This window comes from Bradyrhizobium sp. MOS001 (assembly GCF_004634465.1).
Classification (GTDB): Bacteria; Pseudomonadota; Alphaproteobacteria; order Rhizobiales; family Xanthobacteraceae; genus Bradyrhizobium; species Bradyrhizobium barranii.
In genome coordinates, this window is record NZ_SPVJ01000001.1 from 562176 (window position 1) to 577751 (window position 15576).

16 protein-coding genes and 1 riboswitch are annotated in these 15576 nt (G+C 63.8%); of the genes, 4 read left to right on the top strand and 12 right to left on the bottom strand.

All coding sequences use genetic code 11. From position 1 onward, the window contains the following. Positions 1-98 precede the first annotated feature (98 nt). Positions 99-313, bottom strand: a riboswitch (cobalamin riboswitch). Between the two features lie 75 nt (positions 314-388). From CT676_RS02700 to CT676_RS02715, 5 genes are all read right to left on the bottom strand, one after another. Further along, complete coding sequence (locus CT676_RS02700) at positions 389-610, bottom strand: hypothetical protein (protein ID WP_071913576.1); 222 nt, start codon at positions 608-610, stop codon at positions 389-391. A gap of 128 nt (positions 611-738) precedes the next feature. Then, the gene (locus CT676_RS02705) at positions 739-996 is read right to left on the bottom strand and encodes a hypothetical protein (RefSeq protein WP_071913574.1); all 258 of its coding nucleotides are present in this window, start codon (positions 994-996) and stop codon (positions 739-741) included. Between the two features lie 104 nt (positions 997-1100). Further along, positions 1101-1313: a hypothetical protein gene (locus CT676_RS02710; RefSeq protein WP_063983092.1), complete on the bottom strand. Its 213-nt coding sequence runs from the start codon at positions 1311-1313 to the stop codon at positions 1101-1103. Between the two features lie 152 nt (positions 1314-1465). After that, a complete protein-coding gene (locus tag CT676_RS43845) occupies positions 1466-1642 on the bottom strand; it encodes a hypothetical protein (RefSeq protein ID WP_166341944.1) in 177 nt (58 codons plus the stop codon). Positions 1643-1768: 126 nt separating this feature from the next. Beyond that, on the bottom strand, positions 1769-3505 hold the full coding sequence (locus CT676_RS02715) for an adenylate/guanylate cyclase domain-containing protein (protein ID WP_135213758.1): 1737 nt from the start codon (positions 3503-3505) through the stop codon (positions 1769-1771). Between the two features lie 326 nt (positions 3506-3831). Here CT676_RS02715 and CT676_RS02720 point away from each other — a divergent pair, with 326 nt between their 5' ends. Further along, positions 3832-6018 carry a lytic transglycosylase domain-containing protein gene (locus tag CT676_RS02720; protein WP_135213759.1) on the top strand — a complete coding sequence of 729 codons (2187 nt, stop codon included), beginning with the start codon at positions 3832-3834 and terminating at the stop codon, positions 6016-6018. Between the two features lie 90 nt (positions 6019-6108). Here CT676_RS02720 and CT676_RS02725 read toward each other — a convergent pair whose 3' ends face one another. The 3 genes from CT676_RS02725 to CT676_RS02735 form a co-directional block, all read right to left on the bottom strand. Then, the gene (locus tag CT676_RS02725; protein ID WP_193560865.1) at positions 6109-6411 is read right to left on the bottom strand and encodes a hypothetical protein; all 303 of its coding nucleotides are present in this window, start codon (positions 6409-6411) and stop codon (positions 6109-6111) included. A 68-nt stretch (positions 6412-6479) separates the two neighbouring features. Continuing rightward, entirely contained in the window at positions 6480-6668 is a 189-nt protein-coding gene (locus CT676_RS02730) for a hypothetical protein (RefSeq protein WP_135213761.1), read from the bottom strand. After that, a complete protein-coding gene (locus tag CT676_RS02735) occupies positions 6665-7063 on the bottom strand; it encodes a hypothetical protein (protein WP_014495024.1) in 399 nt (132 codons plus the stop codon). Before CT676_RS02735 ends, CT676_RS02730 begins: the two co-directional genes overlap by 4 nt. A 701-nt stretch (positions 7064-7764) precedes the next feature. Here CT676_RS02735 and CT676_RS02750 point away from each other — a divergent pair. The 3 genes from CT676_RS02750 (at position 7765) to CT676_RS02760 (ending at position 11339) form a co-directional block, all read left to right on the top strand. Beyond that, complete coding sequence (locus CT676_RS02750; RefSeq protein WP_167767908.1) at positions 7765-10191, top strand: PAS domain S-box protein; 2427 nt, start codon at positions 7765-7767, stop codon at positions 10189-10191. Beyond that, on the top strand, positions 10188-10865 hold the full coding sequence (locus CT676_RS02755; RefSeq protein WP_135213763.1) for a response regulator transcription factor: 678 nt from the start codon (positions 10188-10190) through the stop codon (positions 10863-10865). The genes CT676_RS02750 and CT676_RS02755 overlap by 4 nt, the downstream gene beginning before the upstream one ends. 87 nt (positions 10866-10952) lie before the next feature. Continuing rightward, positions 10953-11339, top strand: coding sequence for a response regulator (locus CT676_RS02760; RefSeq protein WP_135213764.1), 387 nt, complete (start codon positions 10953-10955; stop codon positions 11337-11339). A gap of 78 nt (positions 11340-11417) precedes the next feature. On the opposite strand, the gene CT676_RS02765 is transcribed toward CT676_RS02760, so the two are convergent. From CT676_RS02765 to CT676_RS02780, 4 genes are all read right to left on the bottom strand, one after another. Beyond that, positions 11418-12389, bottom strand: coding sequence for a tripartite tricarboxylate transporter substrate binding protein BugD (locus CT676_RS02765; protein ID WP_063983086.1), 972 nt, complete (start codon positions 12387-12389; stop codon positions 11418-11420). 126 nt (positions 12390-12515) lie between these two features. Further along, positions 12516-13757, bottom strand: coding sequence for a threonine synthase (locus CT676_RS02770; RefSeq protein WP_135213765.1), 1242 nt, complete (start codon positions 13755-13757; stop codon positions 12516-12518). Between the two features lie 142 nt (positions 13758-13899). Then, positions 13900-15321 (bottom strand): dihydrolipoyl dehydrogenase, encoded by a 1422-nt coding sequence (lpdA, locus tag CT676_RS02775; protein WP_135213766.1) that lies wholly within the window; start codon positions 15319-15321, stop codon positions 13900-13902. Between the two features lie 17 nt (positions 15322-15338). Beyond that, positions 15339-15572, bottom strand: coding sequence for a hypothetical protein (locus CT676_RS02780; RefSeq protein WP_014495017.1), 234 nt, complete (start codon positions 15570-15572; stop codon positions 15339-15341). Positions 15573-15576 lie beyond the last annotated feature (4 nt).

The following is a 15576-nucleotide window of genomic DNA, read 5'->3' on the forward strand; positions in this document are numbered from 1 at the left end:
ATGACGTCAGTGGCACGTCACAGCGAACGAGGTTTCACGGCGGAGCGTTCGATTGCTCCCGTGAAGCTAATGTCTGTACTCCCCGACCGACATCTTCGCGTGTGACCACGGCTGACGGCAGGTCTCCTGGCTCGCGGGTCGTTACCTTACGTCGCCTTCCCAGGACCGAGATTCCCAGTGGCATATGACGAAAGATTCACCGCTTACAGTTGCGGGGGCAGCCGTGGCGTTGAGAATATCCCGGTATCGGGAAAACCTCGCACCACGTTCCCTTTTGATCTCCGTGAGGAGAACCGTCACCGGCCAATCTACGGGGCGGGCAAGCGGAGAGTCAATCGGCCGGTTGCATGACGGGCAAAGCACCGCACCGGAGATTGAGCCGGCGCAATCAGGCCGGCTCCCGTTCCGAACGCGTCCTGATCACCGCCCGCTCGCCGGCATCGACGAGCTGGCCGATGCCGGTGCGGCCCGTGAGCGCGCAGCGGATGATGTTCTCGGCAACGGACCTGCGAAAGCAATGGTCCTCGCCGACCGGGCGATTGCGGCAGACCCGATCCAGCGCCAGCTTCATGTTGATCCGGGTGCGGGTGTCGAAATGCTCGCTGATCATTCGCAGGGCCTCGGTGCGTTGATGTCGGAGCGGAAACGCGTCGGCGTAGGCTGGGTTCCAAAAACGGACCGCGCAAGGCGTTGCGCAGAGCCGACTACGCCCGATCTCTTGGTCCTGTGACGGGCGGGCTACGCCCGACCTCTTGGCCGCTGGGCCTGAGCCCAGGCCGCGGTGACATCGCGCAGCGGAGCGTCGATGCGCCGGATCGGGGTCAGCTCACCGGAGGCCGAGATGATGGCGGTCTCCTCGCGGCGACAGCGCGGGCATACGAAGCGGACCTCGTGCGGCGACGCCGACCAGCTCGAACGTTTGACGTTGGCCGCCATCGGCCATGCATCGCAATGCGAGCACGACACCAGGAACCGACCGGGATCGAGCATACCCATTCCATAGGACTCCGCGTCCTGCCTGCCCCTTCAATGACTAACCCATGTGAATCGTTCCGGTGCCCGAGCACCGTCTGCTCCTCAGCTTCACGCAGCGCCGCCGCTCAGTGGGCACCCTTGAGGGTGCATGACGTGGTGCAGGTGACGGTGTTGCCGTGGTCGCACGCCTTGCAGGCGGCAACGCACTGGTTCATGTCGCGGGGATTGTAGGAGCTGTAGTTCCGCATCGCACAGACCGGGGTCGAGCCGGTGATGTCCTGCTCCTGGTTGCAGGCGGCCGTCATGAGCGCGAAGATGAGGACTGCGAGAAGGCGCATGGGATTGCCCTGGTGAGGAGCGGCAAAGCGACGTCAGCGAGATGCGCTGCACCGCAACGGACCTCGGCATTCCCAATGCGAGCAATCATGATCGCGACGCTCGCATCCTCAAAGGATGCGCGCCAAACATTAAGAACGGATTGCAGGCGGCGTCAGGCCGCGGCCTTGGTCGCGATCGCCTTCCGCATATCCACCGCCAGCTGACGATACTGCTCCGAGAGTCTCAGATAGAACTCGCGCTTGGTGCTGTCGGTGGCGAGCTTGGCAATCAGCTCGCATTCGGCGGTGAGCGTCTCGAACCGTTCCAGCCTGTCATGAAGTTCTGTCATCGGCGTGTCCCCATCAAACGCCACAAGGGACGTCAAACCTAAGCCTGAGAAATAGGTCACGGCGAACATCGTTATCGAGTAGAAACGTTTTTTCCAGCAAGGGCGGTGCAAGCCCAGCAAGAACAGCTATTTCTGCTCCAGCCGCCAGGCGCCGTCCCAATTGGCGTCCGGCGGATTGGCCTCGAACTGCGCGATGCGGCCGAGCAGCGTGCGCGAGGGACCGTCGCCGGGCACGGCTTCGAGCGCTGCATTGAACGCGGCGCGAGCCTCGTCGAAGCGCTGCGCGCGGTAGGCGGCGAGGCCTTCGGCGTAGCGCGCGCGCAGGCTCTCCTGCGGGACGCTGAGCCCGTGCGCCTTGCTCATCACCTCGAAAATGGCCTGCGATGCGCTTTGGCCGGCCACCGCCAGACGATCGATCTCGCGCAGCTCGAGGTTCGAGCCGATCGCGTCCGCCGTGGCCTGCGCGATCAGGATCCGCGTGCCGTAGATCTTGTTGACCAGTTCGAGCCGCGAAGCGAGGTTCACGGCATCGCCCATCACGGTGAAGCTCATCATCAGCTCGGAGCCGATGCTGCCGGTCAGGACCTCGCCGGTGGCAATCCCGATGCGCAGATCGCAAGGGCCTGGCATGGCGCGGATACCGAGCAGGTCAGGCAATTGCTTCTGCAACGCCGGCACCTCATCGGCCATGTCGATGGCGGCGTAGCAGGCGAACAGCGCCGGCTCGTCCTCCTCAATGAAGGGAGGGCCCCAATAGGCCATGATGGCATCGCCGATATATTTATCGATAACGCCGCGATGGCTCCGGATCGGCGCGGACATCACCGTGAAATAGTGGTTCATGACCTTGACGAGGCCACGCGGGGTCATGCCCTCGCTCATCGAGGTGAAGCCGCTCATGTCGGAGAACATGATGGTCATCACCCGGCGCTGGCCGTCGATGGCAACTTCGGGTCGGTCGATCAGCCCCTGCGCCACCTTGGGATCGATATAGCGGCCAAAGGTCTCACGGATCCGCTCGTTGTGCCGCAGCTGCTCGATCATGCGATTGAAGGCGGCGGCGAGTTCGCCGATCTCGTCCTGGGTCGAGACCGTGATGGTCTTGTCGAAGCGGCCCGCCTCGACCTCGCGGGTGCCGGCGAGCAACAGCCGCACCGGTCGCGTGATGCCACTGGAGACGAGGAGCGCGAAAGCAAATCCGACCACCGCCGCGAGGATGGTGACGATGCCCGAAATGATCATCGCCTGGCGCTGGCGACCGATCACTGTCGCCGTACTGGCGAAGACCTGCTTCAGCATGTCGGCGCGGATCGCGTCGATCTTCTGGTTGAACTGGTCGCGTATGGTGTCGAGATGCTCCAGGGTCCCGCGCGCCTCCGTCATCTGCTTGCCTTCGACCTGCTTGAGGAGTTTTGCGTGGTCCTCATTCATGTCGTGACGCAGCTCGGTGAGAGTGGTTTCGATGCGGGTCTCGATCCGCGCCAGCCCGGCATTGTCGGAAGGCGTCCTTTTGTCGTCGATGATCGCGTTGATGTGCGTGCGCGCGGCCTCGGCTTCCTCGTCGATCTTCCGATCGGCCTCCTCGAATTCGCGCAGGCGCGCCGCATAGGCCTCCTCCTCCGAGGGGGCCTGCATCTTCATCATGACCATCCGCCGCAGCGCCACCGAGCGCTCCAGCGAGCGGATGTTGGCGCGCGCCAGATGGCCGTAGGCCGGAATGTAGCGATCGGTCAGCTCGTCGAGCAGGACGCCGACCTGGCTCGACATCACCATCGAAAGAATCGCGGTGACCAGCATCAGGACGATCAATCCGAGGGCGATCCCGACGATCTTGCGCCTGATCGACTGGTTGAAAAGTGGCATGAGCGGTGGGGGTAAGAGCTGAAAGGATCGGTTGGGAACTCAATACACCGGATTTGGACGCGGGAACACGCGCAATCTGGCCTTCGCGGCGCCCTGAACCGCGCGCAACCGTCGCGCGAGCCCTATTCGTTAACAAAGGTTGAAGGCATTGCCCTTTCCGCCATTTCGGAAGTTCCCGAGTTCCCATCGGTATTTTGCCGCATTGTTGAAGGAGCGTGAGGACTGCGAAACGATGTCGTGGCATCGTTTTGGGTGTCGTCTTTGATTCTCAAGCCGCATGTCGTCGCGGACCTTGGTTTGTAGTGGTTTCGCAGGGGGACCATCGAATGAACCAGTGCCTACGCTCGCTCGCGTGTGTCGTTGCCGTGGCCGCATTGGCCCTTCTTCCTGCCGAGTTGGCAGCGAAGAGCAGTCACAAATCGTCGGCGTCGAAGAAAACGCATGAGACGAAAGCCGGCGGCAAGCAGCGTCACGCTGCCGCGAAGTCGCGCCACGGCAAGCATGCCGACGCCAAGCGCAAGTCCAAGAAGGACGACGAGCCCTCGGACAAGCCGGCGCCGCCGCCGCTCACCGGCGACCTCGCCGCGCTGAAGGACGCCATCGATCTCGCGCGCAAGGGCAAGACCGACGATGCGAGCGCGGCGCGCGACCGCATTGCCGACCTGGCCGGACAGAAGCTCGCCGACTGGTTCATGCTGCGCCATTCCGAGAGCACGGCACCTTTCAAGCGCTACGCCGGCTTCCTGGCCGCCAATCCGGACTGGCCGAGCAGCGCCCTGCTCCGCCGCCGCGCCGAAGCGCGGCTGTGGCAGGAGAAGAGCGACGCGGCGACCGTGCACAAGTTCACCATGGACCGGCCGACCAGCGCCAAGGGCAAGTTCGCGCTCGCCCGCGTGCTCCTGGGTGAAGGCGACAATGACAGGGCTACGCGCCTGGTGCGCGAGGCCTGGCGCACGGACGAACTATCCGAGCGCAGCGAGGAGGATTCCTACGAGGCGTTCCGCGATCTCCTGACCGCTGACGATCATCGCGCCCGCATGGACAAGCGCCTCGGCGCCAAGGACTACGCCGGTGCAAGGCGCGCCGCAAAACGGCTTGGCGAAGATGCGCTCGCGATCGTCAAGGCCTGCTCGGCCGTCACCGGCAAGGCCAACAAGGCCAAGGATTATCTCGAGGACGTCTCGACCGAAGCACGCCGCGATCTCGGCTACGTCCTCTGCCGCGCGCAGTGGCATCTCCAGAACGACCGCATCGACGACGCCGCCGAGGTGATCCTCGCCGCCGCGCCCGACACGATGGCGGCCCAGGACACCGATGCCTGGTGGCGCGAGCGGCGCCTGCTCGCGCGAAAGCTGCTCGACCAGGGCAAGTTCAAGACCGCCTACGACGTGGTGCGCGCGGCGGCGGTGCCCGCGATGGAAGTCTATCGCGTCGACTACCACTTCATGTGCGGCTGGATCGCGCTGCGCTATCTCGACGATCCCAAGGCGGCGATGGTGCATTTCGCCGCGATCGACGAAGGCTCGGCCAATCCGATCGCGCTGTCGCGGGCGCATTACTGGCGCGGCCGCGCGGCCGAGGCGATGGGGGCGACGGCGGATGCGCGCATGAGCTATCAGGCGGCGGCGCGCTATCCGACCGCCTATTACGGCCAGCTCGCACGCGCCAGGCTCGGCCTCGACGGGATCGAGCTGCGCCCGCCCTCGCCCGTGCTGGCCGCGGCCGAGACACAGCCCGCGGACGAGCGCGTCCGCGCTGCCGAGATGCTCTACGGCATCGGCGAGCGCGACATGGTGTTCTATTACGCCGAGGATTTTGCCAAGGAGAGCACCGACGTCGCAGCCCTGGAAGCGCTCGGCGAGCTCGCCGGCCGGCGCAACGATGCGCGCGTGATGCTGGAGGTCGGCAAGTCGGCGCTGGCGCACGGGCTTGCGCTCGACCATTACGCCTTCCCGACCATCGGCATTCCCGAGCACAAGCAGGTCGCGCCCGCAATCGAGACCAGCGTGATCTATTCGGTGGCGCGCACCGAAAGCTCGTTCGACCAGCGCGACAAGTCACCCGCCAACGCGGTCGGCCTCATGCAGGTGACGCCGGAGGCGGGCCGCGATACCGCAAAGCGCTTTGGCCTGACCTATGACTGGGACAGGATGGTGTCCGATCCCGTCTACAACACGCAGATGGGCGCGGCCGAGCTCAGCGCGCTGCTGTCGGAATATCGCGGCGACCAGATCATGACCTTCGCGGGCTACAATGCCGGCCGCGGCCGGGTGCGCGAATGGGTGCAGGCGCGCGGCGACCCGCGCGATCCCAAGGTCGATCCGGTCGACTGGGTCGAGCGCATCCCGCTGTCGGAGACGCGCAACTACGTCCAGCGCGTGATGGAGAATGTGCTGGTCTACCGCGCCCGGTTCGAGGGCAGTGGCACGGCCACGGCGAAGTCCGAGCAACGCGTCACGACGCACGAAGTCAGCGCGGCACCCACGGCAGCGGCCGCAGCCGCCGCGCCCTAGCTTCGCAACGCCGGGGCTGGACGCGGCGCGAAGCTGGATGCAGTGACTGCGGCCGCCGACTCTGCGCGGCCCGCATCGTTAGGCTAGCCGTCACCTCCTTCCGTGGTCAGAAGGTTCGTGCGCGCGCAGAAATGCTTCCGTCAGCGCGCCCGAGAGCGCGCCGAATTGCATCATCCAGCTCCAGCTCGAAATGGCCGCCAACACCGTGACCATCTCGAGCGAACTGCGGTAAGGCCAGAGCGCTTCCATGCTCGTCTGCTGATATCTGCGGTAGCAATCATACTCGCAGTACTGCCGTTGCGTGGACACATGCCGGACGTAGCTCGAGCCCAGCGGCCGGGCGCACGCGCTGCAGGAGACGCCATGATGCGGTTGGTCCTGGTTGACGAGCATGAATTTCAACGTTCTGTCCTCCCCTGCCAGCAGTCGCATCGGCCGATGCGCCTCGCCCACCCGTCAGCTCAAGACGCCGCTTGCGCTCGCCTCTCGATCAACGGCGCCGCTTCGTGATGGAGCGCGTAACACTCGTAGCCGCAATAGGGCAGCAGCGTCTTCGCGTCGCGCAGATAGCCGCCGCAGATCTCCTCGCAGCACCATAGACAGAACGTCTTGCGGAAAGGGGTCCTGCCGTTCACCAATATGAATCTCACGTGGCACCTCCCAACGCGAAGCAGTAGACCGTGTCGACCAGAGAGGCGGACGGCGGCGGCGCGCAAAGATGGTTGCGGCCATCGGGATTGTCCCTGTTTCGCTCGACCTTCTGGGATGGAATGAGAATGTACTTCCCGTCTTCCCGGCGCCGCGCGTAGATCCGGCCGTCGACGTATCGCACCTCGGTCGGGTAGCAATCCGCACTGTTGCAGCAGCTGAGCACGGGATTATCGGGCATGTGCCAACTGGAATAGAACTTCTCGTGCAGGAGCTGATCCTGGAGCGGATGATGACGGTGTGCACCATCCTGTCCGAGCTCGTCGGCCTTCACTCCCGTTACCAACGGAAGCGGCAGCGCGATCATCAAGAGGAGCTTGCAAGCACGGTTCAGCACGCAGCCTCCGGTTCAGAATTGCCGAATGGAGCCGATCGAAGGGCTAATCCTCATGCCGCCTGAAATCGAAACAACCATCGGCGGTCGCGTTCGCGGCGCGCCCTGAAGCGATCGAGACATTTTCTGGAGCACAGCGGCGCTCGCCACGAATAATATCGGATCAGGCCGAATTTGCCGCTACAGACAGCGCAAGCTTTTACGGCAGGGCCACGCTCGGAGTGTTCAGGCGTATCGCACATCATGCTCTCCTTCCGGCTCTCATGGTCGTGGCTTCGCGCGTACGCTGACGCCCGGCCATCCACGCTCGTTACTGAAATGCGGCCTCTCAATCGCGACCAGCCAATCGTGCGGCAGGTCGGGCAATGGACGCGGAGCTATCGGCAGCACATCGAGCTAATCGCCGGCTTGTGGCCTTGCACATCGCGTCCCTTCGATGGTTGTGAGACTAGTCCGCATGCAACGGACGACTCAATTGTACGGAGGTAAATGTGCGCTATGACTTGGGATGCGCGAGCTATACGTAGGTTTGTCCCGTAGTTTTCCGGGCCTTCGCCGCACCTTCGCAACGAGACGGCGCAAGGCCGGCAGGCTGCACGGCTGCCGCGAGTTTCGGCGCGGAGTCTACTTTGGTCGGAGGGAATTGCTCCCCTGATTGCAAAGTGCTCTACTTGCTTCGACCCCTGCGAGCCGGGACGCCCGCGATGATGCCTGGCCAAATCGCGAAATTTGGTAATTCGGCCGCACAATTGCTGCTCGGCGGCCTCGCGGCGCTTCGATCTTTCGGCACCGGCGAGAAGGACAGTTCCGCGGTCGGTGATGACTCGCGACAGGACATCGTCGATCTACGCGACGCCGTGAAGCAGTGGCGCGAGGTGTTCGAGCATAATCCGGTCATGTATTTCATGGTCGATCCGGCCGGGACGGTGCTCAACGTGAACACGTTTGGCGCCGCACAATTGGGTTACACGGCGACCGAGTTGACCGGCCAATCCGTGCTGAACGTCTTTTTCGAGGAAGACCGCGACTTCGTCCGTCAATGCGTAGGGTTGTGCCTGGAAACCGTGGACCAGTCGCACACCTGGGAGATTCGCAAGATCCGCAAAGACGGCTCGGTTCTCTGGGTCCGTGAAAACGCCAAGGCGATGCTGCGCGGCGACGGCACGCCGGTCGTGCTGGTCGCCTGCGAAAACATCACCCAGCGCAAGGAGGCGGAGGATGCGCTGCGGCAGAGCGAGGCCTACCTCGCCCAGGCTCAGGAACTGAGCCGCACCGGCAGCTTCGGCTTGAGCCCCACGACCGACGAGATCTTCTGGTCGAGGGAAACGTTTCGCATTTTCCAATGTGACCCGGCCATGCAGCCGAACCTGGGCTTTGTGTTTCAGCGCATCCATCCGGAGGACCGCGATGCGGTCCGCAAGACCCTTGATCGAGCTTTCCGCGAGGCGGAGGATTTCGACCATGAATATCGCCTGTTGATGCCGGATGGATCCATCAAATATCTCCATTCCGTGGCACGCGCGGTGAGACGTGCATCCGGGCGCATCGAGTTCGCCGGCGCTGTCACCGATGTCACGATTGCAAAGGAAACAGAGAAGAGGCTGCGTCGCAGTGAGGCCTATCTGGCCGAAGCCCAGCGCCTCAGCCATACGAGCAGCTGGGCCTGGGACGTGCGTCGTCAGGAGTTTGCCTACCGATCGGCTGAGCTCTACCGCCTGTTCGGATTTGAGCCGGACCAGATCGATGTCCCGGCGCGGGCTTTCCAGCAACGGATCCTCGCCGATGACTTTCGACGAATTGCCGACGTTGAACGTCGCGCAATCTACCAAGGGGAGCCCTTCGAAATCGACTTTCGGATTGCGCGTCCGGACGGTTCGATACGACGTGTCCATACGGAGGGACATCCTGTCAAAGGCGGCGATGGCGATGTGATGGAAATCATCGGCACGCACGTGGACGTCACCGAGCAGTTCGCCGCAAAAGAAGCACTGCAAAAGGCCTTTGACGAGCTCAAGCAATCCGAGCAGCGCTTCCGCGACTATGCCGAAACCGCATCGGACTGGTTTTGGGAGACCGGGCCGGATCACCGCATCACCCGGATATCGGAACACGCCGATACGGCCAGTCCGGTGCCGACCGGCTTGATCGGGCTGACCCGTTGGGACATTCCGCCCGATGCCGAGTTCGAGCCCGAGAAGTGGGAGCAGCATCGCGCGGCGCTCGATGCCCACCTTCCGTTCCGCGACCTGGTTTACCGCAGCAGGGATCGCAACGGATCTCAGATTTACGTGCGCACCAGCGGCAAGCCCTTCCATGACGAGAATGGCAACTTTCTCGGCTATAGGGGCGTCAGCAGCGATGTGACGGCGGCAATCCGCACCGAGCAGGCCGAAGATGCCCTGCGCAAAGCGCAAGCCGAGCTCGCTCATGTCACGCGCATCACGACGCTCGGCGAGCTCACCGCCTCGATTGCCCACGAAATCAACCAGCCTCTCGCCGCCGTCATTTCCAATGCCGACGCCTGCATCGGTTGGCTCGGCCGCGACCCGGCCGATCTCGACGCTGCGCGCCGTTCCGTCGAATGGATCGTCGAGGACGCCAATCGGGCCAGCGAGGTGATCCGCCGGATCCGGGCGCTCGCGAAAAAGACCGAAATCGAGATGGTCCCAGTCGACATCAATCAGGTCGTGAGGGAGGTGATGGCCCTCGTTCGGCGCGAGCTCGCTACCCATGCCGTGTCGGTGCGGATGGAGTTGTCGTCGGGCCTGCCCAACATTTGCGGCGATCGGATCCAGCTCCAGCAGGTGCTGATCAACCTCGTCATGAACGGGATCGAAGCCATGCAAGCCAATGTCGAGCTCCCGCGCGAGCTGGCAATTCGCTCCAGTCGAGACGGCGACGAGCACCTGCTTCTTACCGTGACGGATCGCGGTCTCGGCCTTGACAGCGACGTGACAGACCGCATGTTCATGCCGTTCTTCACCACAAAGTCGAGCGGCCTGGGGATGGGACTATCGATCTGCCGATCGATCATCGAGGCTCACGCGGGCCGGCTTTCGGCATTCCCAAATGAGGGGAGCGGTGCAACATTCCAGATTGCCCTGCCCTTCCCACACGAGGCCGCGTCGTGACCGACCACGCCAAGCCAACGCAGGCGCAGGCACAGGCGGGGGCCGATGATCCGATCGTCCTGATCGTCGATGACGATCCGTCGATGCGGCGTGCGCTCACCAATCTCTTCCAATCGGTCGGCCTCAGGGTGGAGGCCTTCGGCTCGGCGGCGGAGGTCATGGAAGCCAAGCCGCCGGTGGTCCCCAGTTGCCTCGTGCTCGACATCCGCCTGCCCGGCTCGAGCGGCTTCGACCTCCAGGCGGACCTCGTGAAGGCCGACATTCGCACGCCTATCATCTTCATCACCGGTCATGGCGATATCCCCATGACCGTCCGGGCCATGAAGAGTGGCGCCATCGATTTTCTGACCAAGCCGGTGCGCGACCAGGACATGCTGGACGCGGTCCAGGCTGCGATCGAACGCGATCGCAAGCGGCGCGATGCCGAGAAGTCGGTCTCAAGCGTGCGCGCTCGCTTTGAAGGCCTGACGCCGCGTCAACGCGACATTCTCGCCCTGGTTGCGTCCGGCCTGATGAACAAGCAAGTCGCTGCCGAGCTTGGATTGGCTGAGATTACCGTCAAGATCTATCGCGGGCAGATCATGCGGAAAATGGGTGCGAAGTCATTGGCCGATCTCGTCAGAATGACCGAGGTGCTCGGAATTCCACGCCCGGGGGGAAAGGTGCAAACCTAAGTATGCTTTCCAAGGTCGCTCCGGGGGCCCATTTTCCGATGGGCGGCTGCGCCGCGCGCGGCCGCTCCCCGATCAGGAGCGATCATCTTGTCAGTCCCTTCGGTCATTTCCGTCATTGACGATGATCCATCCGTCCGCCTTGCGACCAACAATCTGCTGACGTCGCGGGGATACACCGTCTACATCTTTGGCTCCGCTCTCGAATTTCTCCAGTCGGCCGAACTGAGGACGACGTCCTGCGTGATCGCGGATGTGCAGATGTCGGTCATGAGCGGCGTTGATCTCCTGATGCATATGCGCGGCCTTGGTCACCGCACGCCGTTTATCTTCATGACCGCCTTTCCCGACGATGCCGTGCGCGACCGCGCACTGAAAGCTGGCGCCATCTGCTTTCTCGCGAAGCCGTTTTCCACGCCGGCTCTGATCAATTGTCTGGAGGCGGCCCTGTCGAAGCAGAGCGAAGCCAAGACGTAACGCGGCGCCGCGTGAACCTGATTGCTCCACGGGGGCGGCCACTTGACGTTGTGGCCGCATCCGAAGAGGCAATCCGCCTCAATCCACCTTGATGTCGGCGGCCTTGATAATCGGCCACCATTTTGCGATTTCCGCCTTCTGGCGGGCGCCGAGCGCTTCCGGCGTGAGCTGGTCCTTGGGCGTCATCTCGAGGCCCTGGCTTTCGAGCTGCTTCTTCACGGCGGGATCGTTCAGCGCTTCCACGGCGGCCGCATTGAGCTTGGTGACGATTTCCTTCGGCGTGCCCTTCGGCACCCACAGGCCCGACCACAACGTCATGTTGAAGCCTTTCAGCCCCGCCTCGGCTGCCGTCGGAATGTCCGGCGCCGACGAGAGCCGCTTGTCGTCGGTGATGGCATAGGCGCGGATCGTGCCGGCGCGGACCTGGTTGATGGAGTTGGAGGTCTGATCGATGATGACGTCGATCTGGCCGGCGATGAGATCGTTCAGCGCGGGCGCCGTGCCGCGATACGGCACATATTGCAGCTTGATGCCGCTGACGCTCTCGAAATAGACACCGGCGATATGGCTGCCGGAGCCGGCGCCGGCGGTGCCGGCGGTCGGCGGCGACGGTCGCGACTTCAGCCACTCGATGAGCTCCTTCAGCGAGGTCGCGGGCACCGCGTTCTTGCTCACCACGATCATCGGATTGCTCGGCAGCAGCACCACCGGCTCGAGATCGGCGACGAGGTCGTATTTGAGCTTGTAGACGGCGCCGTTGGCAACATGGGTGCCGAGATGGCCGAAGGAGATGGTGTAGCCGTCCGGCGCCGATTGCACGGCGCGACCGACGCCGATCGAGCCGCCCGCGCCCGTGACATTCTCGATCACCAGCGGCTGGCCGAGCGTCACCCGCATGCGCTCGGCGAGCACGCGCGCCATCGCATCCGACGGGCCGCCGGCGGCGAAGGGAACGATGACGGTGATGGGATGCGAAGGATAGTCATCGGCGCGGGCGACGCCGGTGAGAGCGAGAATACCGAGCAGCCCGGCCCAGATGGCCTTCTTCATTGTCTTCTCCCCAGCGATGTCTTTGTTGTTTTTGTGCCCTCCCGCGTACGGGAAGAGGGATCGGTCGTGAAGAGACGAAATGACGCGCCAGAGCGCGATCATCGCGCTCCGGCGGTCTTGCCGTCCCTAGAACTGCGTGTAGTCGATCGGCTTGTGGCGATCGAGCGTGCGGGTGACCGGCGGCAGCGGGTACTTCAGGCCGGTCGCGCAGTTGAACAGCATCACGCGGTCGGTCTTGCTGACACGGCCGTCGGCGAGGCTGTCCTTGTAGGCGGCGTAGGTCGCGGCGCCCTCGGGGCATAGCAGCAGCCCCTCCTCGCGTGCGACTTCGTTCAGCGCCGCCGAGATCTTGTCGTCGTCCACCGCAATGGCAAAACCCTTGCTCTCGCGCACCGCGCGCAGGATCAGGAAATCGCCGATCGCCTGCGGCACGCGAATGCCGGACGCGATCGTGTGGGCGTCCTCCCAGCGCGTCGCATGTTCGGTGCCGGCGTCATAGGCCCGCACCATCGGCGCGCAGCCCGACGCCTGCACCGCGACCATGCGCGGGCGCTTGGAGCCGATGAACCCGATCTTCTCCAGCTCGTCGAAAGCCTTCCACATGCCGATCAGGCCGGTGCCGCCGCCGGTCGGATAGAAGATCACGTCGGGCACGTCCCAGCCGAGCTGCTCGGCGAGCTCCAGGCCCATCGTCTTCTTGCCCTCGATACGGTACGGCTCCTTGAGCGTGGACGTATCGAACCAGCCGACCTTCGCCTTGCCTTCGCCGACGATCTTGCCGCAATCGTCGATATAGCCGTTGACGCGATAGACGGTCGCGCCCTGAAGCTCGATCTCGCTGACGTTCACCTCGGGCGTGTCGGCCGGGCAGAAGATCGTGGTCTTGATGCCGCAGGAGGTCGCGTAGGCCGCGAGCGCCGCGCCGGCATTGCCGTTGGTCGGCATCGCCATGTGCTTGATGCCGAGCGCCTTGCCCATCGACACCGCCATCACGAGGCCGCGCGCCTTGAACGAGCCGGTCGGCAGGCGTCCCTCGTCCTTGACGATGATCTCGCCGCCGCCGAGCCTGGCGCCGAGCTTCGGCAGCCGGATCAGCGGCGTGGTGACCTCGCCGAGCGAGACGATGTCCTTGCATTTGCGCACGGGCAAGAGCTCGCGGTAGCGCCACATGTCGCCAGGACGCTGGGCAAGCGCGTCCTTGGTCAGCGCCTTCTTCACGCCCGCGAGGTCGTAGCGCACCAAAAGCGGCTTGCCGGCCTTGGAGAGATTGTGGACCTGGTCGGCGGCGTAATGATCGCCCTCCATCGCGCATTCCAGGTGCGTGACGAAGGTCGGGCGTTCGATGGTCAGGTTGTCGTTATCGTGCATGGGTTGGTTTCCTTCTTATTTTGCAAACGGCTCTCTGCTCGTCATTGCGAGCGCAGCGAAGCAATCCAGAATCTTTCCGCAGAGGCCGTCTGGATTGCTTCGCTGCGCTCGCAATGACAGCGGCGGGCGGCGATGGCGCCCATCAAATATTCAAAACCCTTCCATACGCATCGAGCACAGCTTCCTTCATCATCTCCGACAGGGTCGGATGCGGGAACACCGTGTGCATCAGCTCTTCTTCGGTCGTCTCCAGGTTCATCGCGACGACGTAGCCCTGGATCAGCTCGGTGACTTCAGCACCGACCATATGGGCGCCGAGGAGCTGACCAGTCTTCTTGTCGAAGATCACCTTGACCAGGCCCTGATCCTCGCCCAGCGCAATCGCCTTGCCGTTGCCGACGAACGGGAAACGGCCGACGCGGATCTCTCGGCCGCTTTCCTTCGCCTTGGCTTCGGTGAGGCCGACGGAGGCGACCTGCGGCTGGCAATAGGTGCAGCCCGGGATCAGGTTCTTGTCCATGGGATGCGGATGCAGGCCCTTGATGGCCTCGACGCAGATCACGCCTTCATGCTCGGCCTTGTGCGCCAGCATCGGGGGACCGGCGACGTCGCCGATGGCGTGGATGCCGGGGACGTTGGTCTTGCCGTAGCCATCGATGACGATACAGCCCCGGTCAGTCTTCACACCGAGCTTTTCCAGGCCGAGATTCTCGATATTACCGACGACGCCGACCGCCGAGATCACGCGCTCGAACTCGGTGGTGACGGGCTTGCCCTTGCCATCGTCGATGGTGGCGACGACGCTGTCGGTCTTCTTCTCCAGCTTCGTGACCTTGGTCGAGGACATGATCTTGATGCCCTGCTTTTCCAGACGCTTGCGGGCCAGGCCGGCGATCTCGGCGTCCTCGACGGGCAGGATCTGCGGCAGCACCTCGACCACGGTGACGTCGGAGCCCATGGTGTGGAAGAACGAGGCGAACTCGATGCCGATCGCGCCGGAGCCGACGACCAGCAGCGACTTCGGCATCTTCTCCGGGACCATCGCTTCGAAATAGGTCCAGATCAGCTTCTTGTCGGGCTCGAGCCCCGGCAGCACGCGCGGCCGCGCACCGGTTGCAATAATGATGTGCTTGGCCAGGTAAGCCCCCTCGCCCAGCGCTCCCTTGGGGCCCTCGACGTCGGACTTCTTCACCGTGACCTTGCCGGGCGCGTCGATGGAGGCCGCGCCCCAGATCACGCTGACCTTGTTCTTCTTCATCAGGAAGCCGACGCCGTCGTTCAGCCGCTTCGAGACGCCGCGCGAACGCTGCACCACCGCCTTCGGGTCGAACGAGACCTTTTCCGCCGACAGGCCGTAATCCTTGGCGTGCTGCATGTAGTGGTAGATCTCGGCGGAGCGCAGCAGCGCCTTGGTCGGGATGCAGCCCCAGTTCAGGCAGATGCCGCCAAGATAGGACTTCTCGACGATCGCGACCTTGAAGCCGAGCTGGGCAGCGCGGATCGCGGTGACATAGCCGCCGGGACCAGAGCCGATGATGATGACGTCGAAGGATGTGTCGGCCATGGTGGCTCCCGTTCAACTCAAGCGGTCGTTGCGCCGCGGGCGCGGCGATTGCGGATGTAGGTTCTGATCAGCCATTCCGAGAGAATGGCGGCCGCCATGACGGCGAAGATGGTGAGCGCGATCGGCGCCCAGATGTTGCGCGACAGCGCCTCGCCGGCGAAGAAGGCGGAGTCAACGATGTCGCGGCCGAGCGGGCTGAGCGTGAGGATCAGCGAGACCAGCATCGAGATCCAGGGCCAGCGCGTCGTCATGCGC